Origin of the sequence: Bradyrhizobium campsiandrae (genome assembly GCF_014529705.1) — a bacterium.
In the GTDB taxonomy this organism is placed as follows: domain Bacteria; phylum Pseudomonadota; class Alphaproteobacteria; order Rhizobiales; family Xanthobacteraceae; genus Bradyrhizobium; species Bradyrhizobium campsiandrae.
This window is the reverse complement of the sequence record NZ_JAANIH010000080.1, coordinates 1-15,923: the sequence shown is the minus strand read 5'-3', so window position 1 is coordinate 15,923 and position 15,923 is coordinate 1. Positions and strand designations below refer to the sequence as shown.

Genomic DNA, 15,923 nt, shown 5'->3' with positions numbered 1-15,923 from the left:
GCAAAAAACTGTCATCCGTCACCCTGAGGTGGCCGCTTCTTCAGCGGCCCTCGAAGGGCGACGGCCCGGCTCCATCCTTCGAGGCTCGCAAGTGCTCGCACCTCAGGATGACGAGCAGAACGCGACGACGCGATAATCATATTCAACGGAGGATCCCATGAACATCCGCTCCAACCCCGAAAAAACCATCCCCGCCGTCACCACCGGCCCGCTCCCCTCCTCGCGAAAGATCTTCGCATCGCCCGATGCCGCGCCCGATCTGCGCGTCCCCTTGCGCGAGATCATCCTGTCCGAAGGCGCCGGCGAGCCGAACCTGCCGGTGTACGACACCTCGGGTCCCTACACCGATCCCTCCGTCACCATCGACGTCAATGCCGGCCTGCCGCGGGGCCGCAAGCAATGGGTGCTGGAGCGCGGCGGCGTCGAGGAATATGAGGGCCGGCAGATCAAGCCGGAGGACAATGGCAGCGTCTCCACCGACAACGCCGCGCGCGCCTTCTCGGCCTATCACAAGCCCTTGCGCGGCCTCGACGGCCACAAGATCACCCAGCTCGAATTCGCCCGCGCCGGCATCATCACCAAGGAGATGATCTACGTCGCCGCGCGCGAAAATCTCGGGCGAAAGCAGCAGCTCGAGCGCGCCGAAGCCGCGCTCGCCGACGGCGAGAGCTTTGGCGCCGCGGTGCCCGCCTTCATCACGCCTGAATTCGTCCGCGACGAGATCGCGCGCGGCCGCGCCATCATCCCCTCCAACATCAACCACAGCGAACTCGAGCCGATGATCATCGGCCGCAACTTCCTGACCAAGATCAACGCCAATATCGGCAACTCGGCGGTGACGTCGTCGGTTGAGGAAGAGGTCGAGAAGATGGTGTGGGCGATCCGCTGGGGCGCCGACACCGTGATGGACCTCTCGACGGGGCGCAACATCCACACCACGCGCGAGTGGATCCTGCGCAACGCGCCGGTGCCGATCGGCACGGTGCCGATCTATCAGGCGCTGGAGAAGTGCAACGGCGATCCGGTCAAGCTGACCTGGGAGCTCTACAAGGACACGCTGATCGAGCAGTGCGAGCAGGGCGTCGACTATTTCACCATCCACGCCGGCGTGCGCCTGCAATACATCCACCTCACCGCCAGCCGCGTCACCGGCATCGTGAGCCGCGGCGGCTCGATCATGGCGAAGTGGTGCCTGGCGCATCACAAGGAGAGCTTCCTCTACACCCATTTCGACGAGATCTGCGATCTCATGCGCAAATATGACGTCTCGTTCTCGCTCGGCGACGGCCTGCGTCCGGGCTCGATCGCCGACGCCAACGACCGCGCGCAGTTCGCCGAGCTGGAGACGCTCGGCGAGCTGACCAAGATCGCGTGGGACAAGGGCTGCCAGGTCATGATCGAGGGCCCCGGCCACGTGCCGATGCACAAGATCAAGATCAACATGGACAAGCAGCTCAAGGAGTGCGGCGAAGCCCCATTCTACACGCTTGGACCGCTGACCACCGACATCGCGCCGGGCTATGACCACATCACCTCGGGCATTGGCGCTGCCATGATCGGCTGGTTCGGCTGCGCCATGCTCTGCTACGTCACGCCGAAGGAGCATCTCGGCCTGCCTGACCGCAACGACGTCAAGACCGGCGTCATCACCTACAAGATCGCAGCCCACGCCGCCGACCTCGCCAAGGGCCACCCCGCCGCGCAACTGCGCGACGACGCCCTCTCCCGCGCCCGCTTCGAATTCCGCTGGACCGACCAGTTCAACCTCGGCCTCGATCCTGATACCGCCAAGAGCTTCCACGACGAGACCCTGCCGAAGGAAGCCCACAAGGTCGCCCATTTCTGCTCGATGTGCGGCCCGAAATTCTGCTCGATGAAGATCACCCAGGACGTCCGGGATTATGCGGCGACGCTGAACGATCCGAACAGCGTGGGGATGTCGATGAGCGGGACCGCCGAAGACGGCATGGCCAAGATGAGCGCGAAGTTCAAGGAGATGGGCGAGAGCCTGTATCTGGATGCGGAGAAGGTGAAGGAGAGCAATCGGGTGCTGTGAGGAGACACTCGTTCGCTACACAAAATAGTGACGGGCTGCTCACGTGACCCGTCACATCTTGTCCCTCTAATGGATTCTTTGGTCTTCGTCTCGGTCGCGAAGGAATTCGAAGAGCCAAACGATGACGAGTCGATTTGCCTCCACAAAGAACATCATTTTCGCGATGCCCTCATAGGCAAATTGAACCGTACGATCTCCGGAACCGCTCGGCTGACTCGCAATCAAGCCGAGATTCTGGCGACGAGCCCATTTTTGCACGTCCGACATATATTGGTCGATCCGAGGGTTCCTACGTCGCAGCTGCGCGGTCTGCTGCCATTGGATGGCCGCCATTCCGCTCAATTCCACACTTAAATCATTGTTTTCGCTTATGTTTAAGAGACTCAAGGTTGTCTCCGTCCCGTTTTAGCGACCGCCTAAATTCAATTTTCCCTTCAACGTTGCGTGTACATATACTATATTTCCAGTTGGTTTCAACCCAAAAATAATCCACTATTGATGTTGAAACCCTTGACGTTCCACCCAATTGCTGTATAACCATAATGCACCGCCAATTCGGGGGGTATCGATGCACCTGTGGCACGACGACATTCATTTTTGGAGGAACTTCCATGTCCCAATTAACCTTTCAGCTCGACGAGAACTCCGAAAAGGCAATAGAGGAGCTGAAGGAGTTCTTTGGTACGCGAAGTAGCGCTGCCGCAGTACGTAGCGCGCTAGCCCTAGTTCGAACTTTGGCTCCCGCCAGCAAAGACCGCACAGTCATTATTCGCGATCAAAACAAGGATGAAGACATCAAGATTGTAATGGCCGGCTAAGGATCGCTTGACTTAGCTGAAATATTATGAGGGCATGCTACCATAAGTAGCGTGCCCTTTTTTATTTTCTCGGAAATTATTATGAGCGACGAGACGAGCCCCAGCCCCAATCCCTCAGTTCGTGAAATCGAGCTAAATGTTGGCTCAAGGCAAGCCATCATCGGCGAGGCCAAGACAATATCTCCCGCGTTTGCCAATTACGTCACTCGCAACCATGGATTTCTTGCTCATGTTCGCGACGTTCGTGATCAGATCGAAACTTACATAAACAAGCGAACCGCCAGGAGACCGCTGAATGTTTTGCTTGCAGCGCCCCCAGGGAGTGGCAAAAGCTTCTTGATAAAACAGATCATCAATTCAATCACGGACAAGAATACCGCAGTACAAGTTTCGTTTGAAGAGACCTATATCGCGTCTCTCGAAAGCGCGGACGAATTGTTTAAGATCTTTCAGCGCGTCCAATCGCTAAACCTTGAAGGAAAGATTCCTGTCGTCTTTTTTGACGAGATTGACGCTCGTATTGCAGACGTCGCGAATGTCTACTCGAAATTTCTCGCGCCAATGTGGGACGGCACTTTCTATGTTGGCAAGGAAAAGTTCTTCCTTGGAAAGTGCATATTCTTCTTTGCCGGAAGCGGTCTAAGCTTGGAAGCCGAATCTAAGGAGGCTGTAACGCGATTAGCAAAGAAATCTAAGCCCGTTCAATACGACCTCTACTTCCAGCTTTGGAAAGAAAAGTTTGACGACCGCCATTCAGGCGCTGAATTCGCGAAACAGAAACTCCCTGATTTTCTGGATAGGATAGATAGTGTCCTTCGCATTCCTCCAATTTGCGAAGAGCTTCTGGGCGAGCAGACGGAAGCAGAATACGACGATTTGGCATGCATGTTGATAAAGAAGCACTTTCCTGCAGTCACTCTCATAGAGAAGGAAGCGCTAGATACAATTCGTCGCGCATTGAAGAGCGAGAGCTCGATGAGAACAGCGGAAAAAATCGTATTCAATTCGACTTCGAGAATCGAAGAAGAGGACGAACTGTTCGATATGTCGTGCTTGCCAAGGCGTCACCAGATCATTGTGCCATCCGAAAGGAAGGAATGGTGGAAAGTCACAATTGAGAAGCCCAGCTAACAAATGGCTATCGCGTAATCCATCCTTGCTTGTCCTTAGGCGCCTCAGACTCGACTTGCCCAAACCCACCCTGCACCGCCTCCCCGACCAGCTCCGGAAGGACCTCCGCCTCGTCTTTGTCGGCACCGCCGCCTCGACGCGCTCGGCCGAGCTCGGGCATTATTACGCCCATCCCGGCAACCGCTTCTGGCGCGCGATCCATGAGGCCGGGATCACGCCGCGACTCTATCAGCCCGGCGAGTTCGCGGCGCTGATCGCGCTCGGCATCGGGTTCACCGATCTCTCCAAGTCGGGCGCGGGGATGGATCATCAGATCGCGGCGGAGACGATTGACGTGCCGGGCTTCAGGGCGAAGATGGACAAGTACCGGCCGCGGACGATTGCGTTCACGAGCAAGAAGGCGGCGAGCTTGTTTTACGGCAAGCCGTCAGCCGCGATTGCGCTGGGGCGGCAGGAGCGCGATGAGCGTCTGCCGGAGATCTTCGTGCTGCCGTCGCCGTCGGGTGCGGCGTCGGGGAGTTGGACGCTGGAGCCGTGGCGGGAACTGGCGGCGTGGATTGCTGCGTAGGGTGGGTTAGCTGTGCGGCTGCGCGAAGCGCGGGCCGCTCGGCGTAACCCACCACTTCTTTCGCCGCGGAGATCAAAGTGGTGGGTTACGGCTTCGCCTAACCCACCCTACGAGAGCTTCCTAAAGATCGAAATTCGTCGGCATCATCACCACGTCGCGGATGGTCATGCCGCGCGGGCGGGTCAGCATGAACATCACGACTTCGGCGACCTCGCTCGCCTCCAAGAGGCTCCCCGAATCCCTCGCTTCCTGCAGCTTCTCGGCCGGCCAGTCCGCCAGCAGCGCGGTGACGACGGGGCCGGGCGAGATCGAGCCGACACGGATGCCGTGCTTGAAGACCTGGCGTCGCACGGTCTGGACGAAGCAGTTGATCGCCCATTTCGACGAGGCATAGACCGGCTCCCATGGCGTCGGGAAATGCGCCGCCAGCGAACTCGTGACGATGATGTCGCCGCTGCCGCGCGCGATCATGTGCGGCAGCACGTCGTGCACGTTCTTCATCACGACGTTGACGTTGAGGTTCAGCATCCGGTCGATGGCAGTGGTGTCGGCATCGACGAGCTCGCCGCCGACATAGCTGCCGGCATTGGCATGCAGGATGTCGAGCCGGCCCACCTGCTCCAGCACGCGCGGCAGCAGCGTTGCGCAGTCCTTGGGATCGAGCAGGTCGACGATCAGCGGAATCGCCGCCTCGCCATGCTTGTTGCGCAGCGCCGTCAGCGCGGCCTCGTCGCGATCGACCATCACGACGCGCGCTCCCGCGGCCAGCATCGCTTCGGTGCTGGCGAGGCCGATGCCCGAGGCGGCCCCGGTCACGGCCGCAACCTTGCCTTTCAATTCGTTTCCCATGACATCACCATTTCGCTGAGAGCAGGTAGTATAGCTGGAAAGAGACGTCGCGCAGGGACTATTGCAAGCGCGTTGCAGCAGCGATACGACTTCGAGTGGAACAACCTGGAACGTGGGACAGCCAGGCCGCAACCGGCGCACATCATGTCGAGGAAGCCGCCGCCATGAGCGACGATCTCTCCGGTGTCTGGGACGGCACTTACATTCAGCCCGGCACGGGCATGGTGACGTTCACGGCGACGCTGATCGAAGCCGGCGGCGCGCTCTCCGGCAGTGTCACCGAACCCTGCTCCAATCCGCGCTGCCCGGTACGCACCCACAATTCCTCGATATCAGGCCATCGCGCCGGCAGCGTCGTGTCCTTCGTCAAGCGCTACGAGCCGCCCGGCTACGGCTTCGGCATCGTCCAGTACGACGGTATCATGAATGGCGAAGCGACCGAGATCGACGGGCGCTGGCGGCTGCCGGGCACATCAGGGTCGTTCCTGATGATCCGCGCGGGAAAACGCGCGCAGGCGAGCACGACCGACAAGCGGGCCGATGCGCCGACACGCTGACATGATTGTCTCGATGCAAATGGAGTCATCGGTCTCGTAGGGTGGGCAAAGCGAAGCGTGCCCACCATCTGCCGCGATGGAGAGAGGTCGTGGGCACGGCGCTTTGCGCCTTTGCCCACCCTACGGCCCCGTGCTCTACCGCATCGTGATCGCAAGACCGCTGAGATCCGCATTCGCCATCAGGCCGGTCTGATAGCCCGACAGTTCCAGCACTGCGCCCTTCTGGTTGGTCAGCACGATGGCGCGGGCGCCGCGGCCGACGGCAAGGCCGGCACCGGCGGCACCATAAACGCCGGCGACGTCGGACGGCCTGTTGATATTGGAGACGCGGCCGCGCAGCACGGTCTTGGAGCCGCCGAAGACGAGGCCGTAATCGAGCCCGCCGGTCGAGAGCGCATAGGAGCGGCCCCGGAAGTTCAGGACACCCGAGCCGCCGGAGCCGCCGATGATCCAGCCCGCCTTGTAGATCGTCAGCACCACCGTGCCGCCATCGGCCTGCGCCGCGGTCGAGAGGCCGGCGAGCGCGGCAATGGCGACGAGCGCGGCACGCAAGGTGGAAGCAATCTTCATGGGGCGTCTCCGGGGCTATTTTTCAAGGGAGATAAAACGAATCAGCAGCCGCAATTTATCCGATCGATCACGGCGGCAACATGATGGGGCGCGCTGAGGCGTGCGGGGTACGGCTCGACCGGCTTGCACGGTGCGCCCCCTCGCCCCGCTTGCGGGGAGAGGGTTGGGGTGAGGGGGAGTCTCCACGAGACGGCGACAATTGGATTCTCGGAGACTGCCCCTCACCCGGAATTTGCTCTCGCAAATTCCGGCCTCTCTCCGCACGCGGGGAGAGGCGAAGCAAGCATCACTTTCCGCGCGCCCCCGCATAATCCCACGATGCCATCCTACTCCTGTTTTGCCCGACGGATCAACAAAAATTTCTGCCTTCCCGAATTCCGCTTTTGCCAATCATTCCTACTGTGCGTGGGGTTGTTTTCGCGTTTCCTGTTGGAGCAGGCCGCGCACAGCGCTACGCTTGCCGCAAGGCTCCATCAGCATCCGAGGCCGCCATGCCGATCCAGCACTTCGCACCTCCGCCGCATGTCAAGGCGCCGCCGCTGTCCTTTGCGACCCGCGTCGGCGATCTGCTGTTCGTCTCCGGCATTCCCGGCTTCGACGCGCATGGCGCGCTGCCTGACGGGTTCGAGGCGCAGTTCGCCAATGTCGTCGTCAACATCACGCGTGTGCTGGACGAGGCCGGCGCCACCATGCGCGACCTCGTCAAGGTCAACGTGCTCCTGACCCGCGCCGCCGACGTCGCCGCCATGAACGCGCTCTATGCCGGCGCCTTCGGTCCGCCGCCCTACCCCGCACGCACCACCTGCGTGGTGCAGGCGCTGCCCGATCCGAAGATGCTGATCGAGATCGAGGCGGTGGCCTCGCTTTCGAAGTGAGCCGGTGTGTCCTGCAGGGCACGCAGCCGAATCAAGTGGCCGCCCTGGTCTGACATGTCCGTGAAAGCCGGCTGCCCCCGGCTTGCAAAGGGGCTGTTTTTCCCGCACGAGTTTTCGCCCTCACCCTTCCCCACCAGGAGATTTTTCATGCGTCGCGTTCTCGCCCTTTGTGCCGTTGCCGGCATCGCCAGTTCCGTCTTCGCCGTGCCCGCCTCCGCGAAGGCCGGCTATTACGTGATCCGCTGGGACAACACCGGCATCTGCCAGGTCTGGAACGAAGACCTGAGGTACAAGCCGTTCCAGTGGGGCGCCTCGACCTACAAGGTCGTCAGCAAGCCGCTCCCGACCTTCACCCAGGCCTCCGACCTCCAGATCAAGCTGCGCGCCGAGCGTCGCTGCACGCTCTGAGAAGGCCACGGCCTCAGTCGTTCAAGGGCGGGTTGCGCGAGCAGCCCGCCCTTTTCTCTTGCGCCGCCGCCCCGGGCTTTTGCCGCAAATTCCATCATTTCCCGCCTGCGCGATTTGAACCTGATCCGGATACGCAACTACTCACCTCTTGTCCGGGGCGCAGGCTGAGGAAGCGCCCCGCACCACCCCTCCCCGTCATTGCCGGGAGGCGCATCACATCTTTCAATTTGAGGAGCTGATCCATGCGTCGTCTTTCCATGCTTTGCGCTGCCGCCGGTCTTGCCGCTGCCGCCTTCGTTGCCGCGAGCCCGGCCGAGGCCGGCTATCACCTGATCCGCTGGCACGACAGCGGCGTGTGCCAGATCTGGGACGAGAGCATCCCGACCACGCCGTGGCCGGCCGGCTATCATCGCGCCAGCGCTTCGGTGCCGACCTTCCTCGACGCGCTCGCGCTGAAGGATCACGCGCTCAAGGCCGGCCACTGCAGCTGGTAAGATTTCGATCGGCGGACGACAGCGCCGGGCAAGGATGCGATGCTAGCATCCTTGCCCGGCCGTTTTTTTGCCTCGCTGAATCCGGAGCAGGTCGATGCGCGCGACGACGACGACAGCCATTTGGGCCGCATCGCTCCTGCTCGCCGCGGCCGCAGAGGCGCAAGCCCCGCAATCCGTCCGCGTGATCTCGCCGATCTTCGGCCAGCTCGTCTCCTTCGCGATGCCGTCGAATTTCACGGTGGTGTTCGAGAACACCAAGGGCGGCCATTACATCCGCGAAGCGGTGCTGCAGGGCGAGACGCCCGAGCGCTGGACGCAGATGATCACGGTCACCGGCGAGAAGGGCATGACGCTGACGCCGGGCGCATCGCCGCAGATGTTCGCGAGCACGATCGCAGGCGGCTTCAAATCGGCCTGCCCCGACAGTTTTGCGGCGAGGCCGCTCGGCGAGAAAACATTCGGCCGCTTCGAAGGCTTCGTTGCGGTGATCGGCTGCGGCCGCATCGACAGCGGCCCGACGCGGCACAGCGAGACCGCGCTCCTGATCACGCTCAAAGGCGCGACCGATTACTATACCATCCAATGGGCCGAGCGCGGCCCCGAAAGCGACGACCCGCAGGTCAACGACGTCAGCTGGGACGCGCGCCTGCGCGATCTCGGCCCGATCGACCTCTGCCCGATCATGCCGGGCGAAGCCGCGCCCTATCCGAGCTGCGTGAACAGGAGCTGAGCGCGGCTTCAGGCGTCCTTGTGCGCGCCGGGATGAATCAGGACATCGCGCGCGGCGGAGAGGTCGATGAAGGCCTGGGCACTGCCGCCCTGGTCCGGATGCATGCCCTTGGCGGCGCGGCGATAGGCCTGGTTGATGTCCTCGCAGGTGAGCTGCACCGCGAGCGGCAGCCCCAGCATCTTGCGGGCGCGATCCTCGCTCGACAGCTTCTTCGGCGCGGCGTTGCGACGGCCGAAGCGCGGCGCGGTCAGATCATGGACGACATCGAGGATCACGCCGACGCGGCGCCGGGCCGCCAGCGTCACGCCGTGATCGTCATTGTCGGCGGCTTGGCGCAGCACCGGGAGCGCCTGCTCGGCCGCCTGCCGCAGCGTGGCGTCCGTGCTCATCCTGATGATCTCGGCGACCAGCCGGCCGGCTTCGGGCCAATCGACCGTTTCCGCCGACCGCAGGCGCTCGAGCGCCAGTTTCCAGGATTCAAGTCGTTCCATCATGCGCGCAACGTTTAGCAATCAAGATCAGTATGCCAAGGCCGCCGTTTCCGACCCCTTAATTTCGGGTTAGCCTTTCATGAAACTTAGAAACGAATCCGGGAGGAAATTGCCATGGCATTGCTCGCAAACCACATCGCTGTCGTCACGGGTGCCGGTTCCGGCATCGGCCGGGCGATCGCCGCCGGCTACGCCCGCGAGGGCGCGCAAGCGGTGCTGCTCGACGTCAATGCCGACACGGTCGCGGAAGCCGCGCAGGAGATCCGCGAGGCCGGCGGCAAGGCTACGAGCTTTGCGCTTGACGTCACCCGGCGCGAGGATTGCTTCGCGCTGGCAAAGCAGGTCGCCGACAAGGTCGGGCAGGTCTCCATCCTCGTCAACAATGCCGGCATCACCCGCCGCAATGCCTTCACCGCGGAGACCGAGACGGTGGCGAAGGACTGGAACGACATCATCTCCCTCAACCTCAACGGCGTGTTCAACGTCACCCAGGCCTTCCTCGCGCCCTTGCGTGCAGCCAAGGGCCGGATCGTCAATATAGGTTCGATCCAGTCCTTCGTGCATTTGCGCACGCCGAGCTCGGCGGCGTACACGACCTCGAAACACGGTGTGCTCGGCTTCACCAAGGCGCTCGCGGTCGAGCTCGGCAAGGAAGGCGTGCGCGTCAACGCGATCGGCCCGGGTTTCATCGAAACCAACATCAACGCCAATGTGCGCGCCACCAATCCGGCATTGGTACAGGCCTTCATCGACCACACCCCGCTCGCCCGCACCGGCAAGCCCGAGGACATCGTGGGCCCCGCGATTTTCCTCGCCTCGGACCTGTCGTCTTACGTGACAGGAACGATCGTGATGGTGGACGGTGGATATCGCACGGTGTGAACCGCACGAGATGCGGCCACTTCGCTATGCATCTCGTGCCAATCGCGGCACCGCGGCGGCATTCTCAAGGTCAATTCGTGCAAGTCCCCGCAATTAACCTTTCATTAACCAAACCCGCCCACCGTAGCTCTACGGCTTAGGATATTCGGCTTGGGGGTCGGTTGTTCTCGATCCGCTTCCAACGATGGAAGCGGGCGTTGATCGGGGAGTGTGTTGATGACCACTGTTCATGTCGCGGCGCCCGAGCAGGGCGCTCAATTCCTTGCACCCAACGAGATCGTTCCACTGCTGATCGGCGCGACCGTCGGCGAGGTCGAGCGCGAGCTCGTGCTGCAGACGCTCGCGCGCTGCGACGGCAACCGCACACGCGCCTCGCGCGTGCTCGGCCTGTCGGTGCGCACGCTGCGCAACAAGATCAGACTCTACGCAGCCTCCGGCATCGAGGTGCCGGCCTATCAGGACTAGCGCGTAATGGCGCGATCATTCCTCGCGCCGCCAGCGCGGAAGACCATCTGATACAGCTTGACGCCCACGAGCAGCGACAACGTGATGATCGCGACCCAGGCCGCGGTCAGCGCGATCGCGCGCAAGACGAAGGCCGTCAGGATCGCCCACGATGCCTGTGGCTCTTCGGCGTAGCCGACCGGCACGACATCGGGCACCAGCAGATGAGCAAGGCCGAGCGCCACCGCGAGAACGATCGCCGACAGGCCGAAGATTTTCCAGGCTGCGCGCATCGGTTGCTCCTCGCAGGCTTGTGGCTGCAAGTCATCAATGACACGGCGCCCCGTGACGCCGATTGATGTTGATCAAGCCAGCCGGGATGCGCGGGCGGAATTGCTGCTGTCGTCAAACGCCGCTAAGTAGCTTGCGTTCGAGAGAAGGAGCAGCGGCGTGGCAGATGATCAGGGACGGCCGGGACCTCAGGGCCCGCGCGGACGGCAAGGCGAGCCGGGACGGCCGGGGCCGCAGGGTCATCCGGGCAAGCGCGGTCCGGACGGTGCGCGTGGCAAGCCGGGTCCCCAGGGCAAGCCGGGACCGGCCGGGAAAGCGGGAGCGCAGGGCAAGCCCGGTCTGCCGGGCAAGCCAGGCGAAGCTGGTCCGCGGGGACCAGTGGGACCGCAAGGCCCCGCTGGGCCGCAAGGCCCCATCGGTCCTCAAGGCCCGCGCGGCGAAGCCGGTCCACCCGGCCAATTGCCGTCGATCGAACAGGTGCTGCCCTGGCTGGATCAGCTCTTCGATGCCTGGGACGAACGCCGCCGCCAGCGTGAGCAGGAGGCTGCCGAGCGCGCCGCGTTAGAGGCCGCCGTGCACGAGGCCGACAATGCCTCGTCCGGCGAAGCCAGCGAACGCGACGACGGCGAAGGCGACGCGCACAGGAAAAAGAGGAAAAAGAAGAAGCACGGCCACAAGGACTAGCGCGTCTATTTCGCCGGATCCTGATGCCGCGGCAGCATGCCCATGCGCTCCAATTGCCAGCGCATGGCGCGGTACCAGAGATAGCCGACTGCCGCACCGCAAAACGCAAGAACCGCCACGTTGGCGCTCGAGAACGAGCCGCTCCACCACATCATCCACGCAGTCCACAACAGCGTGAAGACGATGGCACCTGCTTTCAGCGGTAGAAGGGGGCGGCTCATGATCCAGCTCCGGGTTGTCAAAACCCCGGCGGATATCATCGCGCGCTGAAGTTGCTTCTTCAGTGAGCCAGATCACGGAGCCTGCTGGCTACCCGAAGCGTTGTCGCGAGCGTTCCCGTGCCTTTTCCGCTTCGATCTCGCGATCGCGCGCCGGCGCATGGGTCTGCAGCGAGATCAGCAATTTTCGCGCCGCCTCCGAGACCTCGGCGACGGCGCGGTCGAACGCCATCTCATTGGCCTGCGAGGGCTTGTTGAAGCCGGAGAGCTTTCGCACGAACTGGAGCGCGCTGGCGTGGATCTCGTCTTCCGTCGCCGGCGGCTCGAAATTGAACAGCGTCTTGATGTTGCGGCACATAAGTTCCTCCTGGCAGCGATCCTGTTCAAGGACGTTCGGCGGAGGCCGGATGCTACATGCCGGGCTTGCCGCTGTCATCGTCATCCGGCGCGGCCGCGTCAGAACGGAATTGAAACGCCGAACCGCTCGAACAAGGCGATCTACCGGCGCTGCTACGCGCTCGGATTCCCCCCGGAAGCACTGAACAACCTTCCCACGCCTCGGCTCTCGAAATATTCCGCTTGCGCGATGCACCATCTGCGAAATGTTTTGGTGGCCGGCAGCACATCCGCTCTCGATCGCTCGAGTGGCCCTGATAAGATCGCGCGCGAAGCGGCCCGGATGCCAATGGCCGCAGCTGGGAGGACATCATGAGGATCTCGGGCGCGCTGCTTGCGGCGGCTTTGCTATCGTTTTCGCTGTCGGCCAGAGCGGCCGATGACCCAGCACCGAAGCAAGGTGACTGGATTGCGAAGGACTTCAAGTTCCACACAGGCCAGGTCATGCCCGAGCTGCGGCTTCATTACACGACTGTCGGTGAACCGACCGGACAGCCAGTGCTGGTGCTGCACGGGACCGGCGGCTCGGGCGCGAGCATGTTGACGCCTGCCTTCGCCGGCGAGATGTTCGGCGCCGGACAGCCGCTCGATGCGTCCAAATATTACATCATCATTCCCGATGCGGTCGGCCACGGCCAATCGTCAAAGCCATCCGACGGCATGAAGACGGGCTTTCCGAAATACAACTACGACGACATGGTTGAGGCGCAGCATCGGCTCGTGACCGAAGGCCTCGGCGTCAAGCACCTGCGGCTGGTCATCGGCAACTCCATGGGCGGCATGCAGACCTGGATCTGGGGCGAGAAATATCCGAACGACATGGACGCGCTGGTACCGATGGCCTCGCAGCCGACCGAGATGGCATCGCGCAACTGGATGATGCGGCGGATCATGCTCGACACCATCCGTAACGATCCCGATTACAACGGCGGTAATTACACCAGTCAGCCCCGCATGATGAAATACGCCATCACCGCCTACGGCATCGCCAGCATCGGCGGCACGCTCGCCTATCAGCAGCAGGCACCAACCGCCGCAAAGGCCGACACGATCGTCGACGAGCGGCTGGCGACGCCGATTACTGCTGACGCGAACGACTACGTCTATCAATGGGAGTCCTCGCATGACTACAACGCCAGCGACAAGCTCGAGCAGATCGAGGCTTCACTTCTGCTGATCAATTCCGCCGACGACGAGCGTAACCCGCCCGAGACCGGCATCACGGATGCCGCGATGAAGCGGGTTAAGAACGGCAAGCTGTACCTCATCCCTGCAAGCACCGAGACGCGCGGCCACGGCACGACCGGCAATGCAAAGTTCTACAGCGAGCAGGTCAGACAATTGCTGCAAACCGCGCCGCAGCGCACGATGTAGGCAGCATCGGAGCTGCCCCGATATCGCAACGCATCATATGCGGCGCATCGGCGCCGCATATTATTTGAGCATGCAATGAGCCGACAGCTCGGGCTTAATCCCGTCAACGATACGAATCGAAACGCGATGAGGAGGACCTGCATGCACCGATTTGCGCTGTGCGTTTGGCTCGCCGCGATGACGGGCACCGCGCTCGCGTTCGACAATGGTCAGTATGACGGCGTTCCGCCCGACATCCGGGCGTGGTTCAAGAGCGTGATCGCGCCGAACGGCGTGCCCTGCTGCGACATCTCGGATGGTCATCGCACCGATTACGACGTGCGCAGAGGCAGCTATTGGGTGCCAATCGAAGGACAATGGATGGAGGTGCCAGAGCGCGCCATCATCCGCGATCGCGGCAATCCGGTTGGACAAGCCGTGGTGTGGTACGTCCACCACCGCGGTGCCATCATCATCAGTTGCTTCGTGCCGGCGGACGCGGTTTAACGCGTCGAGCCGGATTTCGTTGGCGGACACTGGCCGATCGGGTAGTTTGATCGCTGAACTCATCCGGAGGCACGCCATTGACCGACCTTTGCGCCGAAGACCTCGCCACCCTCTATGCGAAGCCAACCCCGCGCGTGATCGCGAAAGCGCGTCCCGCGATCGATGCTCATGCGAAGAAGTTCATCGAGATGTCGCCGTTCTGCGTGCTCGCGACGTCGGGCACCGATGGCAGCGTCGATGCCTCACCACGCGGCGGCAGCGTCGGCTTTGTCCATGTCGCCGGCCCCAATCAGCTGCTGATGCCCGACCGCGCCGGCAATAACCGCATCGACAGTTTTCGCAATGTCGTCGAGGGCTCCGGCTTCGTGCATCTGCTGTTCTTCGTGCCTGGGATCGACGAGACGCTGCGCGTCGGCGGACGCGGCACGCTGTCGGCCGATCCGGATCTGCTGGCGTCGATGGTCGAGTTCGGCAAGCCGCCGCGCGCGGTGCTGAACGTCGCGGTCAGCGAAGTCTATTTCCACTGCGGCAAGGCGCTGATGCGCTCTAAGCTGTGGTCGCCGGAGAAGGTGCAACGCTCGGTGATGCCGAGCATCAGCCAGGTCATCCACGACCAGACCAGCCTCGGCGAGCCCGAAAGCCAGGAGATCGTGGAGGAGCGTTACAAGACGCAGCTTTAGGGGAGCGACCAGAAAGCCGTCCCGGCAAGACCGGGACGGCTTTTAAATGTGCGACTGAGCTTGACGCTGGAGCTCAGTGCCCTTCGCCCTCGAGCCCGCCGACGTGCTTCTGGGTGTAGAGCTCGAGGCCGATGCGGCCGATCAGGTCGAGTTGGGTTTCCAGGAAGTCGATGTGGTGCTCCTCGTCACTCATCAGCTTCTCGAACAGATCGCGCGTGACGTAATCCTTGACGCCATGGCAGTAGGTCGCCGCTTCCTGGTAGAGCGCGCGCGCACTCATCTCGGCGGCGAGATCGCACTCGATGATCTCCTTGACGTTCTGACCGATGCGCAGGGGATCGAGCACCTGCATGTTCGGAAAACCGTCGAAGAACAGGATACGCGCGGTGAGCTTGTCGGCGTGCTCCATCTCCTCGATGGACTCCTTGCGCCAGACCTTGGCCATGTCCAGGAGGCCCCAATTGTCGAGAAAGCGATAGTGCAGCCAGTACTGGTTGATCGCAGTCAGTTCGTGACGCAGCGCCTTGTTGAGATAGTCGATGACTTTTGCGTCGCCCTGCATGGTTCACTCCAGATCTTGCAGTTCAAATCGGCCTTATCCGACTTTAGAACGCTTCTAAATGAGATTAAGAGAGACGGCAACCGGCTACGAGGACGCAGCCGGGGAAAAGCTCATCCGGGATTGCGGAAGTTCTCAGCAGGCCGCGAGGGCAAACTGCGCGGGTTCGGCGATCTCGTCGTTCGCAGCCACTGTGTGGCCGTGCGGGCAACCAGCGCAGCAGGACTCGGCACAGGGGCCAAGCGCTTCATCGATGATCGTCTTGATGGTGCGAGCGCAGCGGCCGCATTCAGCGCTGCATCCGAGGCATCCATAGACCTGCTTGGCATGGCGCACAGCATCGTCGGACTCGGCGACGGCGG

At 62.2% G+C, this 15,923-nt stretch carries 24 protein-coding genes; 15 read left to right on the top strand and 9 right to left on the bottom strand.

All coding sequences use genetic code 11. The annotated features are described in order from the left end of the window. The first annotated feature begins 157 nt into the window (after positions 1-157). Positions 158-2,056: a phosphomethylpyrimidine synthase ThiC gene (gene thiC, locus G8O24_RS37080; RefSeq protein ID WP_188107469.1), complete on the top strand. Its 1,899-nt coding sequence runs from the start codon at positions 158-160 to the stop codon at positions 2,054-2,056. 66 nt (positions 2,057-2,122) lie between these two features. Here the strand turns inward: thiC and G8O24_RS37075 are convergent, their stop codons facing one another. Beyond that, complete coding sequence (locus G8O24_RS37075) at positions 2,123-2,443, bottom strand: hypothetical protein (RefSeq protein WP_188107468.1); 321 nt, start codon at positions 2,441-2,443, stop codon at positions 2,123-2,125. Between the two features lie 224 nt (positions 2,444-2,667). Between G8O24_RS37075 and G8O24_RS37070 the strand changes: the two genes are divergently transcribed. The 3 genes from G8O24_RS37070 (at position 2,668) to G8O24_RS37060 (ending at position 4,573) form a co-directional block, all read left to right on the top strand. After that, on the top strand, positions 2,668-2,874 hold the full coding sequence (locus tag G8O24_RS37070) for a hypothetical protein (protein WP_188107467.1): 207 nt from the start codon (positions 2,668-2,670) through the stop codon (positions 2,872-2,874). A gap of 81 nt (positions 2,875-2,955) precedes the next feature. Then, complete coding sequence (locus tag G8O24_RS37065) at positions 2,956-4,005, top strand: ATP-binding protein (RefSeq protein WP_188107466.1); 1,050 nt, start codon at positions 2,956-2,958, stop codon at positions 4,003-4,005. 55 nt (positions 4,006-4,060) lie between these two features. Beyond that, the gene (locus tag G8O24_RS37060) at positions 4,061-4,573 is read left to right on the top strand and encodes a mismatch-specific DNA-glycosylase (RefSeq protein WP_188107465.1); all 513 of its coding nucleotides are present in this window, start codon (positions 4,061-4,063) and stop codon (positions 4,571-4,573) included. Between the two features lie 120 nt (positions 4,574-4,693). Here G8O24_RS37060 and G8O24_RS37055 read toward each other — a convergent pair whose 3' ends face one another. Further along, entirely contained in the window at positions 4,694-5,422 is a 729-nt protein-coding gene (locus G8O24_RS37055; protein ID WP_188107464.1) for an SDR family oxidoreductase, read from the bottom strand. A gap of 95 nt (positions 5,423-5,517) precedes the next feature. On the opposite strand from G8O24_RS37055, the gene G8O24_RS37050 reads away from it, so the two are divergent. Then, the gene (locus G8O24_RS37050; protein ID WP_368736643.1) at positions 5,518-5,979 is read left to right on the top strand and encodes a hypothetical protein; all 462 of its coding nucleotides are present in this window, start codon (positions 5,518-5,520) and stop codon (positions 5,977-5,979) included. Between the two features lie 135 nt (positions 5,980-6,114). On the opposite strand, the gene G8O24_RS37045 is transcribed toward G8O24_RS37050, so the two are convergent. Continuing rightward, a complete protein-coding gene (locus G8O24_RS37045; RefSeq protein ID WP_188107463.1) occupies positions 6,115-6,549 on the bottom strand; it encodes a hypothetical protein in 435 nt (144 codons plus the stop codon). Between the two features lie 491 nt (positions 6,550-7,040). Between G8O24_RS37045 and G8O24_RS37040 the strand changes: the two genes are divergently transcribed. From G8O24_RS37040 to G8O24_RS37025, 4 genes are all read left to right on the top strand, one after another. Then, positions 7,041-7,424, top strand: a complete 384-nt coding sequence (locus G8O24_RS37040) for a RidA family protein (protein WP_188107462.1) — start codon at positions 7,041-7,043, stop codon at positions 7,422-7,424. A gap of 147 nt (positions 7,425-7,571) precedes the next feature. Further along, a complete protein-coding gene (locus G8O24_RS37035; protein WP_188107461.1) occupies positions 7,572-7,832 on the top strand; it encodes a hypothetical protein in 261 nt (86 codons plus the stop codon). 242 nt (positions 7,833-8,074) lie between these two features. Further along, entirely contained in the window at positions 8,075-8,326 is a 252-nt protein-coding gene (locus tag G8O24_RS37030; RefSeq protein ID WP_188107460.1) for a hypothetical protein, read from the top strand. A 94-nt stretch (positions 8,327-8,420) separates the two neighbouring features. Then, positions 8,421-9,056 (top strand): hypothetical protein, encoded by a 636-nt coding sequence (locus tag G8O24_RS37025; RefSeq protein ID WP_188107459.1) that lies wholly within the window; start codon positions 8,421-8,423, stop codon positions 9,054-9,056. Between the two features lie 8 nt (positions 9,057-9,064). On the opposite strand, the gene G8O24_RS37020 is transcribed toward G8O24_RS37025, so the two are convergent. Further along, positions 9,065-9,550, bottom strand: coding sequence for a J domain-containing protein (locus tag G8O24_RS37020; protein ID WP_188107458.1), 486 nt, complete (start codon positions 9,548-9,550; stop codon positions 9,065-9,067). Positions 9,551-9,661: 111 nt separating this feature from the next. On the opposite strand from G8O24_RS37020, the gene G8O24_RS37015 reads away from it, so the two are divergent. Then, positions 9,662-10,429 carry an SDR family NAD(P)-dependent oxidoreductase gene (locus G8O24_RS37015; RefSeq protein WP_188107457.1) on the top strand — a complete coding sequence of 256 codons (768 nt, stop codon included), beginning with the start codon at positions 9,662-9,664 and terminating at the stop codon, positions 10,427-10,429. Between the two features lie 216 nt (positions 10,430-10,645). Beyond that, complete coding sequence (locus G8O24_RS37010) at positions 10,646-10,894, top strand: helix-turn-helix domain-containing protein (RefSeq protein ID WP_188107456.1); 249 nt, start codon at positions 10,646-10,648, stop codon at positions 10,892-10,894. On the opposite strand, the gene G8O24_RS37005 is transcribed toward G8O24_RS37010, so the two are convergent. Continuing rightward, a complete protein-coding gene (locus tag G8O24_RS37005; RefSeq protein WP_188107455.1) occupies positions 10,891-11,166 on the bottom strand; it encodes a hypothetical protein in 276 nt (91 codons plus the stop codon). The two genes, G8O24_RS37010 and G8O24_RS37005, sit on opposite strands and share 4 nt — an antisense overlap. 157 nt (positions 11,167-11,323) lie before the next feature. On the opposite strand from G8O24_RS37005, the gene G8O24_RS45290 reads away from it, so the two are divergent. After that, positions 11,324-11,848 (top strand): collagen-like domain-containing protein, encoded by a 525-nt coding sequence (locus G8O24_RS45290; protein ID WP_188107454.1) that lies wholly within the window; start codon positions 11,324-11,326, stop codon positions 11,846-11,848. A 5-nt stretch (positions 11,849-11,853) separates the two neighbouring features. On the opposite strand, the gene G8O24_RS36995 is transcribed toward G8O24_RS45290, so the two are convergent. Beyond that, complete coding sequence (locus G8O24_RS36995; protein ID WP_188107453.1) at positions 11,854-12,069, bottom strand: hypothetical protein; 216 nt, start codon at positions 12,067-12,069, stop codon at positions 11,854-11,856. An 88-nt stretch (positions 12,070-12,157) separates the two neighbouring features. Beyond that, positions 12,158-12,424 (bottom strand): DUF2277 domain-containing protein, encoded by a 267-nt coding sequence (locus G8O24_RS36990; RefSeq protein ID WP_188107452.1) that lies wholly within the window; start codon positions 12,422-12,424, stop codon positions 12,158-12,160. A 350-nt stretch (positions 12,425-12,774) separates the two neighbouring features. On the opposite strand from G8O24_RS36990, the gene G8O24_RS36985 reads away from it, so the two are divergent. From G8O24_RS36985 to G8O24_RS36975, 3 genes are all read left to right on the top strand, one after another. Continuing rightward, a complete protein-coding gene (locus G8O24_RS36985) occupies positions 12,775-13,836 on the top strand; it encodes an alpha/beta fold hydrolase (RefSeq protein WP_188107451.1) in 1,062 nt (353 codons plus the stop codon). 141 nt (positions 13,837-13,977) lie between these two features. Beyond that, positions 13,978-14,322: a hypothetical protein gene (locus G8O24_RS36980; RefSeq protein WP_188107450.1), complete on the top strand. Its 345-nt coding sequence runs from the start codon at positions 13,978-13,980 to the stop codon at positions 14,320-14,322. A 77-nt stretch (positions 14,323-14,399) separates the two neighbouring features. Beyond that, positions 14,400-15,002, top strand: coding sequence for a pyridoxamine 5'-phosphate oxidase family protein (locus G8O24_RS36975; protein WP_188107449.1), 603 nt, complete (start codon positions 14,400-14,402; stop codon positions 15,000-15,002). 73 nt (positions 15,003-15,075) lie between these two features. Here the strand turns inward: G8O24_RS36975 and bfr are convergent, their stop codons facing one another. Then, complete coding sequence (gene bfr, locus G8O24_RS36970) at positions 15,076-15,564, bottom strand: bacterioferritin (RefSeq protein WP_011089420.1); 489 nt, start codon at positions 15,562-15,564, stop codon at positions 15,076-15,078. 132 nt (positions 15,565-15,696) lie between these two features. Beyond that, on the bottom strand, positions 15,697-15,923 hold a 227-nt coding region (locus tag G8O24_RS44650; protein WP_244646234.1), incomplete at its 5' end, for a bacterioferritin.

Bases quoted from the DNA above. Each gene is read 5' to 3' on its own strand.
- G8O24_RS37065 (WP_188107466.1), top strand. From the start codon at position 2,956: ATGAGCGACGAGACGAGCCCCAGCCCCAATCCCTCAGTTCGTGAAATC.
- G8O24_RS36980 (WP_188107450.1), top strand. From the start codon at position 13,978: ATGCACCGATTTGCGCTGTGCGTTTGGCTCGCCGCGATGACGGGCACC.
- G8O24_RS37035 (WP_188107461.1), top strand. From the start codon at position 7,572: ATGCGTCGCGTTCTCGCCCTTTGTGCCGTTGCCGGCATCGCCAGTTCC.
- G8O24_RS37015 (WP_188107457.1), top strand. From the start codon at position 9,662: ATGGCATTGCTCGCAAACCACATCGCTGTCGTCACGGGTGCCGGTTCC.
- G8O24_RS37055 (WP_188107464.1), bottom strand. From the start codon at position 5,422: ATGGGAAACGAATTGAAAGGCAAGGTTGCGGCCGTGACCGGGGCCGCC.
- thiC (WP_188107469.1), top strand. From the start codon at position 158: ATGAACATCCGCTCCAACCCCGAAAAAACCATCCCCGCCGTCACCACC.
- G8O24_RS37040 (WP_188107462.1), top strand. From the start codon at position 7,041: ATGCCGATCCAGCACTTCGCACCTCCGCCGCATGTCAAGGCGCCGCCG.
- G8O24_RS36990 (WP_188107452.1), bottom strand. From the start codon at position 12,424: ATGTGCCGCAACATCAAGACGCTGTTCAATTTCGAGCCGCCGGCGACG.
- G8O24_RS37020 (WP_188107458.1), bottom strand. From the start codon at position 9,550: ATGATGGAACGACTTGAATCCTGGAAACTGGCGCTCGAGCGCCTGCGG.
- bfr (WP_011089420.1), bottom strand. From the start codon at position 15,564: ATGCAGGGCGACGCAAAAGTCATCGACTATCTCAACAAGGCGCTGCGT.
- G8O24_RS37030 (WP_188107460.1), top strand. From the start codon at position 8,075: ATGCGTCGTCTTTCCATGCTTTGCGCTGCCGCCGGTCTTGCCGCTGCC.
- G8O24_RS37010 (WP_188107456.1), top strand. From the start codon at position 10,646: ATGACCACTGTTCATGTCGCGGCGCCCGAGCAGGGCGCTCAATTCCTT.
- G8O24_RS37070 (WP_188107467.1), top strand. From the start codon at position 2,668: ATGTCCCAATTAACCTTTCAGCTCGACGAGAACTCCGAAAAGGCAATA.
- G8O24_RS36995 (WP_188107453.1), bottom strand. From the start codon at position 12,069: ATGAGCCGCCCCCTTCTACCGCTGAAAGCAGGTGCCATCGTCTTCACG.
- G8O24_RS36985 (WP_188107451.1), top strand. From the start codon at position 12,775: ATGAGGATCTCGGGCGCGCTGCTTGCGGCGGCTTTGCTATCGTTTTCG.
- G8O24_RS37025 (WP_188107459.1), top strand. From the start codon at position 8,421: ATGCGCGCGACGACGACGACAGCCATTTGGGCCGCATCGCTCCTGCTC.
- G8O24_RS37045 (WP_188107463.1), bottom strand. From the start codon at position 6,549: ATGAAGATTGCTTCCACCTTGCGTGCCGCGCTCGTCGCCATTGCCGCG.
- G8O24_RS37005 (WP_188107455.1), bottom strand. From the start codon at position 11,166: ATGCGCGCAGCCTGGAAAATCTTCGGCCTGTCGGCGATCGTTCTCGCG.